This is a genomic window from Coprococcus ammoniilyticus (genome assembly GCF_025567345.1).
In the GTDB taxonomy this organism is placed as follows: domain Bacteria; phylum Bacillota; class Clostridia; order Lachnospirales; family Lachnospiraceae; genus Coprococcus; species Coprococcus ammoniilyticus.
Genome location: NZ_JAOQJS010000003.1, coordinates 276320 through 293485, shown reverse-complemented (window position 1 = coordinate 293485; position 17166 = coordinate 276320). Strand labels below are relative to the sequence as shown.

Here is a 17166-nt window from a genome sequence, read left to right as displayed (position 1 = left end):
TAAGAAAGTAAATTATATTTGGACAGTTTGACTTACCAAAACAGGGGCATTTGAGTCCGCCGGTACTCACATTTCGTACTTAGTGAGTGCTTGCACGAGCTTAGAACGAAAGCGCACCCCTGTGGTGTGATGGTGCATTAGCAGCATCTTAGTACCGCTGCAGGAGTAACTGAGACCTTAGCGAGGCTTAGCCGAGGTTAGTTTGAAGTTACACAGAGTGGAAACGAGTGGGAACGTCCCCTGGTTGGTAAGGTCAAAAGTGTCCAAATATATTATGCTATTTCCATCTTTTGCAGATATATTCACAGGTTAGCTCACTCCTTGTGGAAAAATCCGTACACCGCTTCGGCGGCATTCCGGTTCATGGATGGCGCCTGCATCAGTTCTTCGATGGATGCCTCCCGGATCCTTGAAATATCCTTGAAGTACCCCATCAGATCCTTTCGTCTGGCAGGGCCGATGCCCGGTATATCCTCAAGGATAGAATGTACCTGAGATTTGCTCCTGAGGCTTCTGTGATATTCGATGGCAAAACGGTGGGCTTCGTCCTGCAAACGGGTAACCATGTCAAATGCCTGTGTATTCTTTGGAAATTCCACTTCTTTATTGTTATAATACAGTCCTCTGGTCCGGTGGTAGTCATCCTTTACCATACCGCAGACCGGAATATTCAGATGCAGTTCGTCAAGAACCTCCAGGGCAATGTTGACCTGTCCCTTACCACCATCCATCATAAGGATGTCAGGATAGACCTTAAAACGTTCATCGGTAAATCGTCTTGTCAGAACCTCGCGCATACTGGCGTAGTCATCCGGTCCGTCGATCGTTCTTAATTTGAATTTGCGGTATTCATTGGGTCTGGCTTTTCCATTTTCAAAGACCACCATCGAAGCAACCGAATGGTAGCCGCTGATGTGCGAGATATCGAAGGCTTCCAGCCGTTTGGCAGATGGGACACCGATCAGTTCTGCCAGTTCCTTTGCAGCACCTTCTGTTCGAGCCTGCTCCCGTTTCAGCTTTTCAGTATCCTGTGTCAGAACAAGAAAAGCATTGTCACGCGCAAGCTTTAACAGCTTGGCTTTGTCACCTTTTTGAGGTGTGAGGATGTGTACCAGATTTCCCCGTCGTTCGCTTAAGTATTGTTCGATCAGCTCCTGCTCATTTACTTCATGCTCCAGAATAATCTCCTTAGGGAGAAATGGAGTAGAAGCGTAATACTGTTTTAAAAATGCAGCCATAATATCTCCATAAGATTCCGATTGCACACCGGTCATATGAAAATGTTCTCTGCCGATCATCTTGCCGTTTCGGATGAAAAAGACCGAGATAACGCCTTCGTTCATGTTGTTGGTAGCCATCGCGATCACGTCACGGTCATCGGTTGTTGTGTTGTCAACACGCTGCTTTGATGCGATGTGCTTGATGCTTTCGATCAGATCACGAACCTCTGCCGCCTGTTCAAATTCCATATCGGCTGCCAACCGTTTCATCTTTTCTTCCAGTTCTTTTACCGTCTGCTGGTGATGCCCGGTCAGAAAATGGATTGCCTGTCCTACCTGTCTGCTGTAGTCCTCTTTTGAGATGTAACCCTGACAGGGAGCCTTGCACTGTCCGATGTGGTAATACAGACATGGACGATCCAGCCCTGTTTCCTGTGGCAGCTTTTTGTTGCAGCTTCGCAGATGATATAGTTTTTTTAACAGATCAATGGTATCCTTGACAGCACCTGCATTAGTATAAGGACCAAAATATCTGGCATGATCCCGGTGCATCTGATGCGAGAACAGAATACGAGGGAAATCCTCGTTGACTGTGATCTTGATGTATGGATAGCTTTTGTCATCCGTAAGCATTGTATTGTAGTGCGGACGGTGTTCTTTGATCAGATTACATTCCAGCACCAGTGCTTCAATTTCAGATTCGCAGATGATATATTCAAACCACGCGATGTGGCTGACCATTTTTTCGATTTTAGGTGAGCGTTTATATCCTGACTGAAAATACTGGTGTACCCGGTTATACAGATCAATGGCTTTGCCGACATAGATGATTTCATCGGTCTTGTTATGCATCAGATAGACACCCGGTGTATGAGGCAGTTTTTTTAATTCTTCTTCAAAATTAAACATACTTTGAATTCATATCCTTTCCGCTGCGTATTCTAAAAACAGCAGATTCACACATAAAAATCAGTATAACATAAGATTCAGAAAACAGGTGGCTTTTTTCCTGAAAAAATAAATTGATGAATTGACGATAAATAGGTTGTAGAATATAATGAAACAAGAACTGAAACTAGGGAAAACAGGAGGAGAAGATGGTTTATAGTATAACAGTATCCAAACTCATAGAGAAAATGAATCTGAAGAATTATACACCGGAGATCGATACCGATAAGGTGCTGATCCAGGATCCGGGTATGAACCGCCCGGCGGTACAGTTTGGAGGATTCTTTGAACATTTTGATGCAGGACGTATCCAGATATGCGGAAATGTAGAACATGCCTATATTGCAGCGATGCATACAGAGGAAGAAAATATCAAGATCATAAATGAATTTTTCTCATATAAGCCGCCGTGTCTGATATTCTGCAGAGATCTGGAACCATATGAATTTATTATAGAAGCAGGAAAGAAGCACGGAGTGCCTGTCCTCACATCAAGTGCCGTTACATCTGCATTTGTACATGAGGTAGATCGTTGGCTCCATGTAGAACTGGCACCAAGAATATCCGTACATGCTGTACTGGTCGATGTATACGGCGAAGGTGTTCTGATCATGGGTGAGAGTGGTATCGGTAAATCGGAGGCTGCTCTGGAGCTGATCAAGAGAGGCCACCGTCTGGTTGCAGATGATGTGGTTGAGATCAAGAAGGTCAGTGATGCGACGCTGGTTGGACGGGCGCCGGATATTACCAGACATTTTATCGAGCTGCGTGGTATTGGAATCATTGACGTAAAATCACTGTTTGGTGTAGAATGTGTAAAGCTGGATCAGAACATCGATCTGGTCATCAATCTGGAAGAGTGGAGCAAGGATACGGAGTATGACCGTCTGGGACTGGAAGACCAGTACACGGAATTTCTTGGAAATAAAGTCGTAAGTCATAATATTCCGATCCGTCCGGGCAGAAATATCGCGATCATTGTTGAATCTGCAGCGGTTAACCACAGACAGAAGAAGATGGGATATAATGCGGCACAGGAATTATATAACAGAGTGACGCAGAATATCATGAAGGGCAATGCAAATAAGGAGGAGCAGTAGAAAAATGGCAAACTATGTATTTGGAGTAGATATCGGAGGAACAACCGTAAAGATCGGTCTGTTTACAACACAGGGTGAGATGGTTGAGAAATGGGAGATCACAACAAGAACAGATGAAGGCGGAAAATATATCTTAAGCGATATCGCAGCATCTGTTGAAGATAAACTGGCAGAGAAAAGGATCGAGAAGTCTGATGTAGCAGGTGTTGGAATGGGTGTTCCGGGTCCTGTAAAGGCAGACGGCACGGTTATCAAATGTGTAAATCTTGGATGGGGAATCTTCAATGTAGAAGAAGAACTCAGCAAATTATTAGACCTTCCTGTAAAAGCCGGAAATGATGCAAACATGGCAGCGCTCGGTGAGATGTGGCAGGGCGGTGGAAAAGGCCATAAGGATATCGTAATGGTAACACTTGGAACCGGTGTCGGTGGCGGTATTATTTTAAATGGAAAGATGCTCGCGGGAACCAACGGTGCAGGCGGTGAGATCGGACATATTTGCGTAAATGACGACGAGACAGAAGTATGCGGATGTGGTAACAAGGGCTGTCTGGAACAGTACACATCAGCAACCGGTATCGTTCGTATGGCAAAGATCATTTTAAATACAACAGACAAGCCATCCAAGCTTCGTCAGATCCAGTACATTTCAGCAAAAGAGATCTTTGATGCAGCAAAAGAAGGTGATGAGCTTGCAGCAACGCTGGTAGAAAATCATGGAAAGGTTCTTGGAAAAGCACTTGCCCAGATCGCATGTGTAGTAGATCCTGAAATCTTCGTAATCGGTGGTGGCGTATCCAGAGCAGGAGATATCCTGATCGATACAACTGCAAAATATTTTGCACAATATGCATTTCATGCATGTAGACAGACCAAGTTTGCACTTGCTACACTTGGTAATGATGCGGGTATGTATGGTGGTGCGTGCAGTATACTGAATCAGTAAAAAGTATTAAGTAAACTATGTGTAAATTACATAAATCGGGTTGAAACGCCCTGAAAATTCTATACATTTTTAATATTGAATTCTAAAAGCCTTTAATGTATGATATTGTGTGGTAGTGTTTGAGATTTTGAGAAATCAACTGGAACAGCATGCAAAACCTTATGTTAAAGGCTTTGTTTTGTCTATCAGGTTTATAAGATTCTTGAGAATCCGGAATAAAAACAGGTCAGGAGTTTAAAATTATATGACATCGTTTTATGAGAGCGCAGCAGCGATCACAGGAGAAAACAGAATAAAAACAAAAGAACCTTTGAACCGATATACAACCTTCCGGATCGGTGGAAAAGCAGATTTTATTGCTGAACCGGAGAAACCGGAGCAGATCGCAGAGCTTGCAGACCTCTGTAAAAAGGAAAAAGTTCCGTTTTTTATTATGGGAAATGGAAGCAACTTACTGGTATCAGATGATGGCTATCGTGGAATGATCATTCATATAGCAGATGGAATGTCTAGGATCACGGTGGAAGGAACAAGGATTACTGCGCAGGCAGGTGCATCCCTGATCAAAACTGCGGTAACAGCAAAACAGCACGGACTGACCGGAATGGAATTTGCATCTGGTATACCGGGTAGCGTTGGTGGTGCTGTTTATATGAATGCAGGAGCATATGGCGGAGAGATGAAGCATATTATCACATCTGTAAAGGTGCTGGATCAGGATGGACAGATCTATGAGATCGCGGGTGCAGATATGGAATTCGGCTACCGCCACAGTAAGGCAGAACAGGATGGTCTGGTTGTGCTGGAAGCTGTAATTGAACTTCAGACCGGAGATATGGATAAGATAGATGAAGAGATGAAACGGCTGGCAGAAGCGAGAATCTCAAAGCAGCCACTGGAATATCCGTCGGCAGGATCGACTTTTAAACGACCGGAGGGATATTTTGCAGGAAAACTGATTATGGATGCGGGACTTCGCGGTTATACTGTAGGAGGAGCTCAGGTATCAGAGAAGCATTGTGGTTTTGTGGTGAACAAAGGCGGCGCAACGGCGGCTGATGTCATGCAGTTGGTAGACGATGTAAAGAAAAAAGTAAAAGACAGTTCCGGTGTGGATCTGGAGCTTGAGATAAAGACACTGGGGGCATTCTAGGATGAGATTTGTAATTGTGACAGGAATGAGCGGCGCAGGAAAGACAACAGCGATGAAAACGCTGGAGGATGCAGGATACTTCTGTGTGGATAATCTCCCAATCCAGCTTATTAAGCGTTTTGCGGAAATTGCATATGATGAACAGATTCAAGTTGATAACGTGGCAATCAGTGTCGATATCCGGAGTGGAAGAGCGTTAAGCCAGTTGAATGCCTGCTTAAATGACATGAAAGAAAATGGATACCAGTATGAGATCCTGTTTATGGAATGTTCAGATGAGAAGCTGGTAAAACGGTTCAAGGAAACAAGAAGGAATCATCCATTATCTGCAAAGAACGGAAGGATCATAGATGGTATCAAAAAAGAAAGAGAACTGATCGGCTTTATCAAGGATGAAGCTGATTATATCATAGATACAACGAATTTGTTGGTTCGGGAGTTTAAATCTGAACTGGATAAGATCTTTGTGCAGAATATGGAATATGGGAATTTTATCATTACCATTATGTCATTTGGCTTCAAATATGGAATCCCAAGAGATTCGGATATTGTGCAGGATGTAAGATTCCTGCCAAATCCTTATTATGATGAAGAATTGAGACCACTGACCGGAAATGATAAGGTGATTCAGGATTATGTCATGAACTGTAAGGAAGGACCGGAATTTCTGGATAAATTTATAGATCTGGTACAGTTCCTGATTCCGAATTATATTAAAGAAGGCAAAAACCAGCTTGTTATCTCGATCGGCTGTACCGGTGGCAAACACCGTTCTGTAACGATCGCGAATGAAGTATATAATCGTCTGCAGAAATCCACATACACTGTGAGAATATATCACCGTGATATCGGAAAAGATGCAGTCGTAAAGAAATTGTAGAACAGGAGTGAGACATATGTCCTTTTCCTCGGAAGTAAAAGCAGAACTTGCGAAGAATATCAGCAGTGCCAGACACTGCAGGATCGCAGAGCTTTCAGGAATGATGTCGATGGTGGCAGATGTATGGTACAGGAATGGTTCACTCTTTAAACTCTGTATAACGACAGAACGCAGTATTATAGCAAAGACGATGGCAGCTTTGATCAAGGTATTATTTGATATCCGTATGGAATGTTCCGTAAAAAGAACCGGGAGCAACAGCCGAATCTACCGGATGGTGTTAGATCAGCAACAGGAGATCGAACGGATGATGCAGACACTGAAGCTCTCGCCTGATTTTGGGATATCTCAGAATGGCGTAGCAAAGGTAAGCTGTCAGGATATGACAGTCAACCGGATGGTTGTGCAGCAGCAATGCTGCAAACGGGCATTTATCAAAGGTGTATTTATGACATCCGGATCGGTCAGTGATCCGAAGAAAGGATATCATCTGGAGATTGTCTGTAATAATGAGGATCGTGCCGGAATGATCGGGAAGATCATGGCGGAGCTTGATATCGAAAGCCGTGTCATTGCCAGAAAAAAGTATAGTGTCTGTTATATAAAGGATGGAACCATGATCGTTGATATGTTGAACATCATGGGCGCTCACATTTCTTTAATGAATATGGAAAATGTGAGAATATTAAAAGATATAAGTAATAATGTAAACCGCAGGGTAAATTGCGAAGCAGCGAATCTGAATAAAACAGTCAGTGCGGCTGTCCGACAGATCCAGGATATCAATTATGTGATAGAAACAAGAGGTATCACATATCTTCCGGATAATCTGCGGAGTCTTGCAGAACTCCGGCTGGAAGAACCGGATGCGTCGCTGAAAGAATTAGGCGAGATGATGAATCCTCCCATTGGAAAATCGGGAGTCAATCATAGATTAAGAAAAATAAGTGAAATAGCAGAAGACCTAAGACAAAAGTCGTATGTGTAGGAGGAAAAAATGTTAGAAAGAACAGTTAAGGTAGCCATGACCGAAGGAACCGAAGAAAGACCAGTGGCAGTACTTGTACAGATCGCAAGTCAGTATGAGAGCCAGATCCATCTTGTATCAGATGACAAAAAAATCAATGCCAAGAGCATTATGGGCATGATGAGTATGGGATTTACAGAAGGACAGGAGATTACGGTCATTGCAGATGGAAAAGATGAAGCAGCAGCAGTAAAGGAGATCTCAGAATATCTGACAGCGAATGCATAAAATCTTCTGTTAATTAATTGGTGTTTTTATTGCACGCTTTGGTTGAATGTGATAAAATCAGATTATTAATGGATATGTGTCATCGGAGGAAGCAGATATGGGATTTTTTGATGGGATTTTTAAGAAAATACCTTTCGTGTCCAGATTCTCGAAAAAGAAAGCGCCGGTTAATAATGTAGAGTTACAGTATAACAAGGCTATGAATCTTATGGATAATGGTGATTCTGAAGAATCTGTTAAGATACTGGAACAGGTTGCAGATATCGGTATTATGGATACCCAGTACAAATCATATGGAGATGATGCCCTTCTCGCACTTGCTGAGTTTTATGAAAAGGGTGTTTACCGCAACGCAAAAATAAATGTAGATATGAACAAGTCTACAAAGTACTACGAGAAGTATGTGAATCAGAACCGTGATGGTGATGTGATATACAAGCTTGCTAAGATGATGCTGGAAATCCAGAATTTTTCAAAGGCAATCAAGTACTTCGAGATGGCAGCAACGGATTATGGTATCAAGGCAGCATACATGAGCCTTGGTTCTATTTATGAAAGCGGTCTGAACCGGATTGATGAATATGGAAATAAGAGTGATTTCGTCGTTCCTGTTGATCTGGAAAAGGCAATGCAGTGGTATAAGAAGCTTGCTGATGCCGGTGATGCAAAGGCAAGGGCATCTTATGAGCGCGTGTTATATGCAAGCACACATGAAGACAGTCTGGAATTTGAGGAAAAAGATAAGCTGTATACGGAGATTTCCCAGAGAAGAAAAGAAAAGGGAAAAGAGCCACGATATAAGGTGATCGAGGCATCCAGGTTACAGTATCAGTATTCCTATGTACACAATCAGGTGGAAGGATATATCCACAAACTTCCAAAAGACTGGGTAAAGACGATTAATGAGTCAACCGGTGAAGAATATTACGCACCAAGTCTTACATATAAAGACTTTGCAATCTATGTTTATTACGACAGTATACCAAAGGATTCTAAGAAGACGTTGGAAAACTATCTGAGATATTGTAATGATGCATTTGACGAAGATTTACAGTTGAAAGCATATATTACAGAGTATGCAGATGGTATCTGCACGACATACTACCATAAGGATATGGAAAAGGGTATTGTTTCATTTGCGTTCTATCAGGGAAGACGACTGGCATGTATGCGTTTCGTATGTGCAACGATGGAGATCATTGAACAGTACGAGGAGATTATCTTCGAGGTAGCAAACTCATTTGCATTTATTGATCCGACACTGGTCAGTGAAGAAAGTGCAAACCGGAGAGATATGCAGTATTACAATGAAGCAATCTACTGTTACTATCTGGAAGATTATGAAGGTGCCATGAAGGCTGCAAAGCAGGCACTGAAGTTTGGAAGCATCAAAGCAAGTTATCTGCTTGTAGAGCTATACTATGATGAGGACAGCCCATACCGTGATCTGGAAAAGACGATCAGTTATGCAAAGCAGTTGTTTGAAGCAACGAAGGATCCGGAACTTGCGTTCCTGATTGGTAATGTATACGATCAGCAGATGAAAGATTACATGAAAGCTTTGAACTGGTACGAGAATGCAGAACGGCTGGGACATAAGCGAGTTGCATTCTATCTGGGACGTATTTATTATTATGGATTACTCCGTACCAAGAGAGATGGAAGAAAGGCTCTGGAATATTTCAAGAAGGCAAGAGAGAACGGTATACCGGAAGCAGAAGGTTATATCAAGGATCTTGAGGAACTGAAGGGTGAAGATCTCCAGACGGCCGTTGAGAAATGGGAAAGAGCGGTTCAGGCAGGAAGTGAATCTGCAGCAATTAAGATCGCAATGATGAAACAACAGCAGATTTTCTATATAGCAACGCCGTACGAGATTGAGAAAGCATATCTGGAAGCACTTGGACTTGGAAGTGCTAGAGCAGGATATGAACTTGGACGTATCTATCAGCTTCAGGAGAAACAGGAAAATTATAAGGGCGAGATCAAGAGTATCAAGTATTTTGAGAAAGCCTTTAATGCGAACTTTGATGACTGGGATAAGGAAAATCTGTTCAGAGTTATTAATTATAAGGTTGAAAAGGGACTCGATAACGAAGAGGCTATCAAGCTCTATATCGAAAATGCAAGTATGGGTTACGTTCCGGCTATCGAAAAGCTGTTTGAACTGGTTCCGTTTACAACACAGCAGATCTGGAGTTTGTATGATGCACTGATCGAGCTTGCAGAGACCGGTGATGAGACTGCTATCGTAGCGATGAACAAACTGGAAATGCATTATGTAGATCTGATTATCCGTGAACCGGGTAAGGGACAGAAGATTGTGGAGAACAAGTTTTTCCGCTTATGTGTTCCAAAAGAATGTTCAGCAACGATCAATGATGAAGGCGGTACGATCAAGCTCGCCGATTCTGTTGTTGAATTTGCGGTGGCTGAGATGCCTGTCAATGCGACAGCAGAGCAGGATTATCTGAAGATTTATAAACTGATTGTATCAGAATATCTGCCAGATGAGAATGCAGAGGTTATTATTGCGAACTCCAGAATGATCGGTTCTGCGATCAGAAGTTCGAAGGATAACATCCATACATACAGTATTCTTTTGATCAGCTCAAAGAATCAGTATATCTTTAAGCTTAGTTCGAAGGACAGACGGGAGATGATGCAGTTTAAAGATGTATTGAACACGATTGCAAAATCTCTGGTTGAGACTGGTGAGATCTACAAAGCAACAGGTGAAAACAGAAAGAACATTGGTCTTGCATTCCTTCTTAAGGCAAATGAGAATGGATTCCTTTCGATAGGAAAAGATGCTTAATAGAATTTAGAACAATATGTTTTAAAGCAGTATCTTGCCCGGAGAATAATTCTTCGGGCAAGTGTCTGTTGAAGCAGCATGTAGAAATGACAAATGTGTTTGTCGTAGAGGTGAGTACAAATGTTTAGAAATATCATGAACAATCTGGCAACATGGTATGAGATTGGAGAAAATAAAGCAGCACTCATTAGAGGAGGAAAGTTTGTAGGAAAGACATGGGCAGCCCTTGATTTTGCTACAGGTTTTTTTGATGAACACATTCTTATCGATCTGGAGCAGTATCCGGATTTTTGTCAGTATATTTCAAAGGAGAGAAAGCCGGAGAAACTACATGCGAAATTAACAACTTCATTGGATAAATATGACTTTCAGGGAAAGTTATTGATTTTTGATAATGTACAGCTTAGTACAATGGCGGTTCCAAATCTGGTAGAATATGCCAAGGTAAGCAGCGGCGTGCGAATCTGCATGCTTGCAACAGTGAATGGAATGTTGCCGGGTGAAGCAGAATGCCAGGATGATCTCTTTGTGTATGAGTTAACGCCGATGACCTTTGATGAGTTTTTAAAGGCAGGAAAAGGCAGAAAACTCTGGAAGTACATTGAGAACCAGAGACTGGAAGGATTGCCGGAGGAGGTACGGGCAAGCGTAGATACGATGCTGGATGCATTTTTAGTGACCGGGGGAATGCCGGAAGCGGTAAATGCATATTACAAAAATGAAAATTTTGAAGAAGTTGACGGTATTTTGCAAAAAACACTTGACAAGATGACCGAATATATAGTAAAAGTAACACCGAAGAAACTTTTAACAAAGGTGATGCTGATCTGGAACAGTATTCCTGTTCAGCTTACCAAAGAGAATAAAAAGTTTATGTACGGATACGTAGATCCAAAGGCGAGAGCCAGAGAGTATGAGTCGTCAGTTGACCATCTTGTACGGATCGGAGTTGTCCGTCAGGTGTACCGTGTAAAACATGGTATATTGCCACTTGCAGAGCAGGTGGATGAAAAGTCCTTTGAGATCTATCATTTGGATCATGGCCTTTTAAGGATTATGGCAGGCATTCATTATTATGATATAGATCAGACCAATATCGTTGATACGATGGATGGCATGATAGCCGAGCAGTATGCGATGGAAGAATTATATGCGAATAAGAATATTGGCAGGTTGTTCTTCTGGATATCATCTGCAACAGCGAAGGTTGATTTTGTGTATGAAGGTGATGGTGAGGTTGTACCGGTTGATGTACAGACAGAGCCACATACGAAAGCACAGAGTTCCAAGGTGTTCAAGCAGAGATATAACAATGCAACGTCTATCAGAATTTCAACAGATGACATGTATATGAATAACGGACTTTTAAATGTTCCGCTATACGGCATCTGGAACTTTTAACAAACGCCGAAATAGCTCAGTTGGTAGAGCAACGCATTCGTAATGCGTGGGTCGAGGGTTCGAGTCCCTTTTTCGGCTTTGAACCTTATACCCCGAAACCTAAGAGAAAGCAAGGGATTCGGGGTATTTTTATGCCTTAAAATGGTTTTAGGGGCAGTTTAGGGGCAGAATTATGAAATTAAATTATAATAAAGAGAAGGTATTATCCGTTTTTAATGGATGATAAAAATAATCGCAATTTTTCTCAGGTAACTGCTTCCTTGGGTGTTGGCAAAAAGGGAAAAATGAAATACAATAAAAAGATGGATAATATTTAGAATAAAATCGGAGATGAAAAGTTTCATGAACATGAACTGGTATAAACATTTGAAAACGATCAACCATCATAAGTGGCTGGTTATGAAAAACTGCTTCCGGGTAGGCTTATATAAACAGGGACTGCTGCATGATCTGTCCAAATACTCTTGGACGGAGTTCTCAGTGGGGGTGAAGTATTATCAGGGAGACCGAAGCCCGAATGATGCGGAACGAGAGGATAAAGGCTATACAAGTGCCTGGCTGCATCATAAAGGAAGAAATAAGCATCATCTGGAATATTGGGTAGATTATAGCACAGATCATTCCGGTGCGTTAGCGGGCTGTAAAATGCCGGAAAAATATGTAGTTGAGATGTTCTGTGACCGGATTGCAGCAAGTAAGAATTATAATAAAGAGAAGTATAACGATTCTTTCCCATTGGAATATTTCAGAAAAGGTAAGGCTAGAAAGAATCATCTGCTCCATCCGGAAACGGATGCATTGCTTGAGAGTTTGCTGGTGATGCTGGCAGAAAAAGGGGAGGATTATACCTTTGACTATATACGGCGGGAAGTACTGCATAATAAAAGACCGAAGAAAAAATAGAAATAAGATCGTTATTGACAGTAACGTCAGACTGGAGAAAGTAAACAAACGGAAGAGAGGCTGAAAAGCCGGAGGGATAAATATGGATTTTACACATTTACATGTGCATACAGAATATAGCTTGCTGGATGGCTCGGCGAAGATCAAGAGTCTGGTAAAGCGTGCGAAGGAACTGGGGTATGATTCACTTGCGATCACCGATCATGGCGTTATGTATGGAGTTATTGATTTTTATGAGGCAGCAAGGGCAGAGGGGATCAAGCCGATCATAGGTTGCGAGATCTATGTGAGTCCGGGGTCACGATTTGACCGTGAGAATACCAGAGGTGAGGAACGATATTATCATCTGGTGCTGCTCGCAGAAAACAATCAGGGATATAAGAATCTGTCTAAGATCGTATCCAGAGGTTTTACAGAGGGCTTTTATTATAAGCCGAGAGTAGATATGGAAGTGCTGGAACAATACCATGAGGGCATTATCGCGCTTTCGGCCTGTCTGGCGGGTGAGGTTGCCGTCAATTTAAGAAAGAACAACTATGAAGGAGCGAAAGAGGCAGCACTCCGTCATTTGAAGATATTTGGAGAAAACAATTATTTCCTTGAGATGCAGGATCATGGGCTGGCAGAGCAGGCGACGGTAAATGCAGGTGTTATGCGGTTGTCCAAAGAGCTGGGTATCCCGATGGTCGTAACGAATGATTCTCACTATATCCTTGCTGAGGACTGGGAGGCACACGATATCCTTCTGTGTATCCAGACAAACCGGAAGGTACATGAAGAAGATCGTATGCGCTATACAGGTGGACAGTATTATCTGAAATCCAAAGAAGAAATGTATGAGCTTTTCCCTTATGCGAAGGAGGCTCTTGCAAATACACAGAAGATTGCAGACCGTTGTAATGTAGAGATCGTATTTGGCGAGCAGAAGGTGCCGGAATTTGATGTGCCGGATGGACTGACGGCCGAGGAGTATCTGGAAAAGCTCTGTATGGAGGGAATCAGGAAGCGTTATAACCCGGTAACACCGGAGTTGATGGAGCGTCTGACCTATGAGATCAATACGATCAAGAAAATGGGATATGTAGATTATTTTCTGATCGTATCGGACTTTATAAGATATGCAAAGGATCATGGGATTGCTGTCGGACCCGGTCGTGGATCTGCGGCAGGCAGTATCGTAGCCTATTGCCTTGAGATCACAAATATTGACCCAATCCGTTATAACTTACTGTTTGAACGATTTCTGAACCCGGAGCGTGTATCCATGCCTGATATCGACGTGGATTTTTGTTACGAGAGAAGGCAGGAAGTTATCGATTATGTTGTCCGTAAATATGGAAAAGAAAAGGTCGTACAGATCGTAACCTTCCAGACGATGGCGGCACGAAATGTTATCCGTGATGTTGGTCGCGCGCTGGATCTCCCATATGCACTTTGTGATGCGGTAGCAAAGACGATCCCGATGGAGATCGGCATGAATATTGACACAGCTCTGAAAGTCAGCAAGGATCTGAAAGAGATGTATGAGGAAAATGCAGATGTCAAACAGTTGATCGATATGGCAAGAAAGTTAGAGGGACTTCCAAGAAATACCGGTATGCATGCGGCCGGTGTCGTGATCGGCAGAGATTCTATCGATGAATATGTACCGCTTGCAAGAGGCGGTGATGATTCGATCATCACCCAGTTTACAATGACAACGATCGAGCGATTAGGACTTCTGAAAATGGACTTTCTTGGACTTCGTACTCTGACCGTTATTCAGGATGCAGTAAAGTTTATAAAGCAGGAGACCGGAGTTGATATTGATATCGATCATATCGATTATGATGATAAAAAGGTATTTGAGTTGATTACGTCAGGTAAGACAGAGGGTATCTTCCAGCTTGAAAGTTCCGGTATGAAGAACTTCATGAAGGAGTTAAAGCCTCAGAGTCTGGAAGATGTCATAGCCGGAATCTCTCTGTACCGCCCGGGACCTATGGATTTTATTCCAAACTATATCAATGGTAAGGAACATCCGGAGAAGATTACCTATGACGTGCCGGAGCTTCAGGAGATCCTGGAACCAACCTATGGCTGTATTGTATATCAGGAGCAGGTTATGCAGATCGTTATGAAGCTTGCCGGATATACACTAGGACGAAGCGATCTGGTGCGCCGTGCCATGTCAAAGAAGAAAGCAGATGTCATGGCGAAGGAACGCCAGTATTTCGTATATGGAAATGAAGAATTAGGAGTGCCGGGCTGTATCGCCAGAGGCATCCCGGAGGCAACAGCAAATAAAATCTTCGATGATATGACGGATTTTGCAAAATATGCATTTAACAAATCTCATGCAGCAGCATATGCGGTTGTTGCCTATCAGACAGCATTTTTAAAATGCTATTATCCGGTTGAATTTATGGCGGCGCTGATGTCATCAGTAAAGGATAACAGTTCCAAGGTGGCGGGTTATATTCAGTCCTGCCGCCAGATGGGAATCCAGATCCTGCCGCCGGATATCAATGAAGGCTACAGCGGCTTTTCAGCAGCCAAGGGTGCGATACGATATGGCATGTCAGGGATCAAGAGTGTCGGAAGTGCAGTAGTAGACCGGATTGTAGAAGAACGGGAGGCAAATGGACCGTATAAAGACATGAAGGACTTTCTGGTTCGTATGACACCGAAGGAGACCAATAAGAAGACGGTTGAAGCATTGATCCTTGGAGGTGCATTTGACAGCTTTGGTGTGAAGAGGCGCCAGATGATGATGGCATATCCGATGATGATCGATGAAGTCTATAAAGAGCGGAAAAATTCATCTGCAGGACAGATGTCATTTGCAGAATTTTTTGGCGGTGAGTTTGCAGAAGCGGCAAAGACGAAATTCCCGGATGTAGAGGAATATGACGAGCAGGAGAAGCTGGCACTTGAGAAATCTGTGCTTGGTATCTATATATCCGGTCACCCGCTTCTTGATTATGAGAAACTGATGAGTGAGAAAACGGCATTTTCATCGGTGGATTTCATGATCGATGAGGAAGAAGGACGGGCAAGAGTTCCGGATCAGAGTATCTGTATTCTTGGCGGCATGGTAGCAGGTGTTACGGTGAAGCTGACAAAGAACAATCAGAACATGGCATTTGTTACGTTGGAGGACATGGTCGGACAGACGGAGATCATTGTATTTCCAAAGAAATATGAAGATTACCGGGAGAAACTGACGGCAGATAATAAGATCTTTGTAAAGGGTCGGGCGACGGTTTCAGAGGAGGACGCGAAGCTGATCGCGGAAGAGATCCTGACCTTTGATGAAGTGGCGGCAGGAAATGATTTCAGCCGTTATAATAACAGTGGCAGGATGAAGCCTCGCAGAGAAAATACAGGAAAACCGGAATTTACAGAGGGTGATCTGCAGGTCTGGGTATGCTTTGATGATAGAAAAGAATATGATGAGCTGGAGAAAGAGTTCCTGTCAATCCTGGAAGAATATAAAGGAAACTGTCCGGTATATATATTCATCAAACAGGAAAAGCAATACAAGAATATGGGAAGGGGCTTTATGGTAGACGGAGCTTCCGGTATCGTAGACCGGCTGAAGCTGGAATATGGTGTCAGCCGTGTAACCGTTCGTCCGAATAAGATGAAATAGCAGCGTTCGTGTCTGGATTGCTTACATGGCAGATCCTGAAGGATTGCTGGAAAAGAAAATGACAGGAGGATGCAGGTATGGAGATCATTACTGCAAATTCAAATCCTAAGATAAAGAATATCAACAAGTTAAATAAAAATGCGGCATTCCGCAAAGAAGAACAGGTATTTATAGTAGAAGGAAGCCGTATGTTCCGGGAACTTCCGGTTGACCGGGTAAAGCAGGTGTTTGTATCGGAAACGGCATATAGAAAATATGAAGCGGAGCTTTCTGTAAAAGGGATCACAGAACAGGACGGACGACTGGTTGTTGTATCAGACAGTGTGTTTCAGTCGATGTCACAGACGAAAACCCCGCAGGGACTTCTTGCTGTCGTGGATAGATATCATTACACGATGGATGATTTGATTTCTGTGATGGCTAAACATGAGGGTGGAAACACTTTTTTGGTGCTGGAATCCATACAGGATCCCGGTAATCTGGGTACGATCGTGCGGACAGCAGAGGCTGCTGACGTTACAGGTATTATCATTGGAGGGGATTCCTGTGATATATACAATCCTAAGGTGGTACGATCTACAATGGGAACGATCTTCCGGGTGCCATTTGTCTATGTGGATGATCTCATGGGTACGGTTGACCGGTTAAAGGAACATGGAATTGTTGTCTATGGGGCGCATTTGGACGGACAGAATCTGTACGCGGGAAAACTTGAAAAGAACAATGCATTCCTGATCGGAAATGAAGGAAACGGTCTGACCTATGAACTTTCTGCAAAGGCTGACCGCCTGATCCGTATTCCGATGGCAGGTCAGGTGGAATCCTTAAATGCTGCAATTTCAGCGACACTTCTTGCATATGAAGCATACAGGCAGCGAAAATGATCGGATAATAGACAAAACAAGACA

The 17166-nt window shown here is 42.9% G+C and carries 12 protein-coding genes and 1 tRNA gene; 12 read left to right on the top strand and 1 reads right to left on the bottom strand.

What is annotated here, in order from left to right; genetic code table 11:
* Positions 1 to 314: 314 nt before the first annotated feature.
* Complete coding sequence (gene uvrC / locus OCV60_RS05915; RefSeq protein WP_262529708.1) at positions 315 to 2129, bottom strand: excinuclease ABC subunit UvrC; 1815 nt, start codon at positions 2127 to 2129, stop codon at positions 315 to 317.
* 188 nt (positions 2130 to 2317) lie between these two features.
* On the opposite strand from uvrC, the gene hprK reads away from it, so the two are divergent.
* From hprK to rlmB, 12 genes are all read left to right on the top strand, one after another.
* Positions 2318 to 3268, top strand: a complete 951-nt coding sequence (gene hprK / locus OCV60_RS05910) for an HPr(Ser) kinase/phosphatase (protein ID WP_008401344.1) — start codon at positions 2318 to 2320, stop codon at positions 3266 to 3268.
* 4 nt (positions 3269 to 3272) lie between these two features.
* Complete coding sequence (locus OCV60_RS05905; protein ID WP_021944834.1) at positions 3273 to 4214, top strand: ROK family glucokinase; 942 nt, start codon at positions 3273 to 3275, stop codon at positions 4212 to 4214.
* Between the two features lie 244 nt (positions 4215 to 4458).
* Positions 4459 to 5367, top strand: coding sequence for a UDP-N-acetylmuramate dehydrogenase (murB, locus tag OCV60_RS05900; protein ID WP_021944835.1), 909 nt, complete (start codon positions 4459 to 4461; stop codon positions 5365 to 5367).
* A gap of 1 nt (position 5368) precedes the next feature.
* Positions 5369 to 6247 (top strand): RNase adapter RapZ, encoded by an 879-nt coding sequence (gene rapZ, locus OCV60_RS05895; RefSeq protein ID WP_117785122.1) that lies wholly within the window; start codon positions 5369 to 5371, stop codon positions 6245 to 6247.
* Between the two features lie 16 nt (positions 6248 to 6263).
* A complete protein-coding gene (gene whiA / locus OCV60_RS05890; protein WP_021944837.1) occupies positions 6264 to 7235 on the top strand; it encodes a DNA-binding protein WhiA in 972 nt (323 codons plus the stop codon).
* A 9-nt stretch (positions 7236 to 7244) separates the two neighbouring features.
* Entirely contained in the window at positions 7245 to 7502 is a 258-nt protein-coding gene (locus OCV60_RS05885; RefSeq protein ID WP_021944838.1) for an HPr family phosphocarrier protein, read from the top strand.
* A gap of 97 nt (positions 7503 to 7599) precedes the next feature.
* On the top strand, positions 7600 to 10320 hold the full coding sequence (locus tag OCV60_RS05880; RefSeq protein ID WP_021944839.1) for a tetratricopeptide repeat protein: 2721 nt from the start codon (positions 7600 to 7602) through the stop codon (positions 10318 to 10320).
* Positions 10321 to 10440: 120 nt separating this feature from the next.
* The gene (locus tag OCV60_RS05875; RefSeq protein WP_021944840.1) at positions 10441 to 11721 is read left to right on the top strand and encodes a DUF4143 domain-containing protein; all 1281 of its coding nucleotides are present in this window, start codon (positions 10441 to 10443) and stop codon (positions 11719 to 11721) included.
* A gap of 5 nt (positions 11722 to 11726) precedes the next feature.
* Positions 11727 to 11799: transfer RNA gene (locus tag OCV60_RS05870), tRNA-Thr, on the top strand.
* A 270-nt stretch (positions 11800 to 12069) separates the two neighbouring features.
* A complete protein-coding gene (locus tag OCV60_RS05865) occupies positions 12070 to 12624 on the top strand; it encodes a DUF5662 family protein (protein ID WP_117785204.1) in 555 nt (184 codons plus the stop codon).
* Between the two features lie 82 nt (positions 12625 to 12706).
* Complete coding sequence (locus OCV60_RS05860) at positions 12707 to 16258, top strand: DNA polymerase III subunit alpha (RefSeq protein ID WP_021944842.1); 3552 nt, start codon at positions 12707 to 12709, stop codon at positions 16256 to 16258.
* An 83-nt stretch (positions 16259 to 16341) separates the two neighbouring features.
* Positions 16342 to 17142: a 23S rRNA (guanosine(2251)-2'-O)-methyltransferase RlmB gene (rlmB, locus tag OCV60_RS05855; protein ID WP_334299236.1), complete on the top strand. Its 801-nt coding sequence runs from the start codon at positions 16342 to 16344 to the stop codon at positions 17140 to 17142.
* Positions 17143 to 17166: the final 24 nt, after the last annotated feature.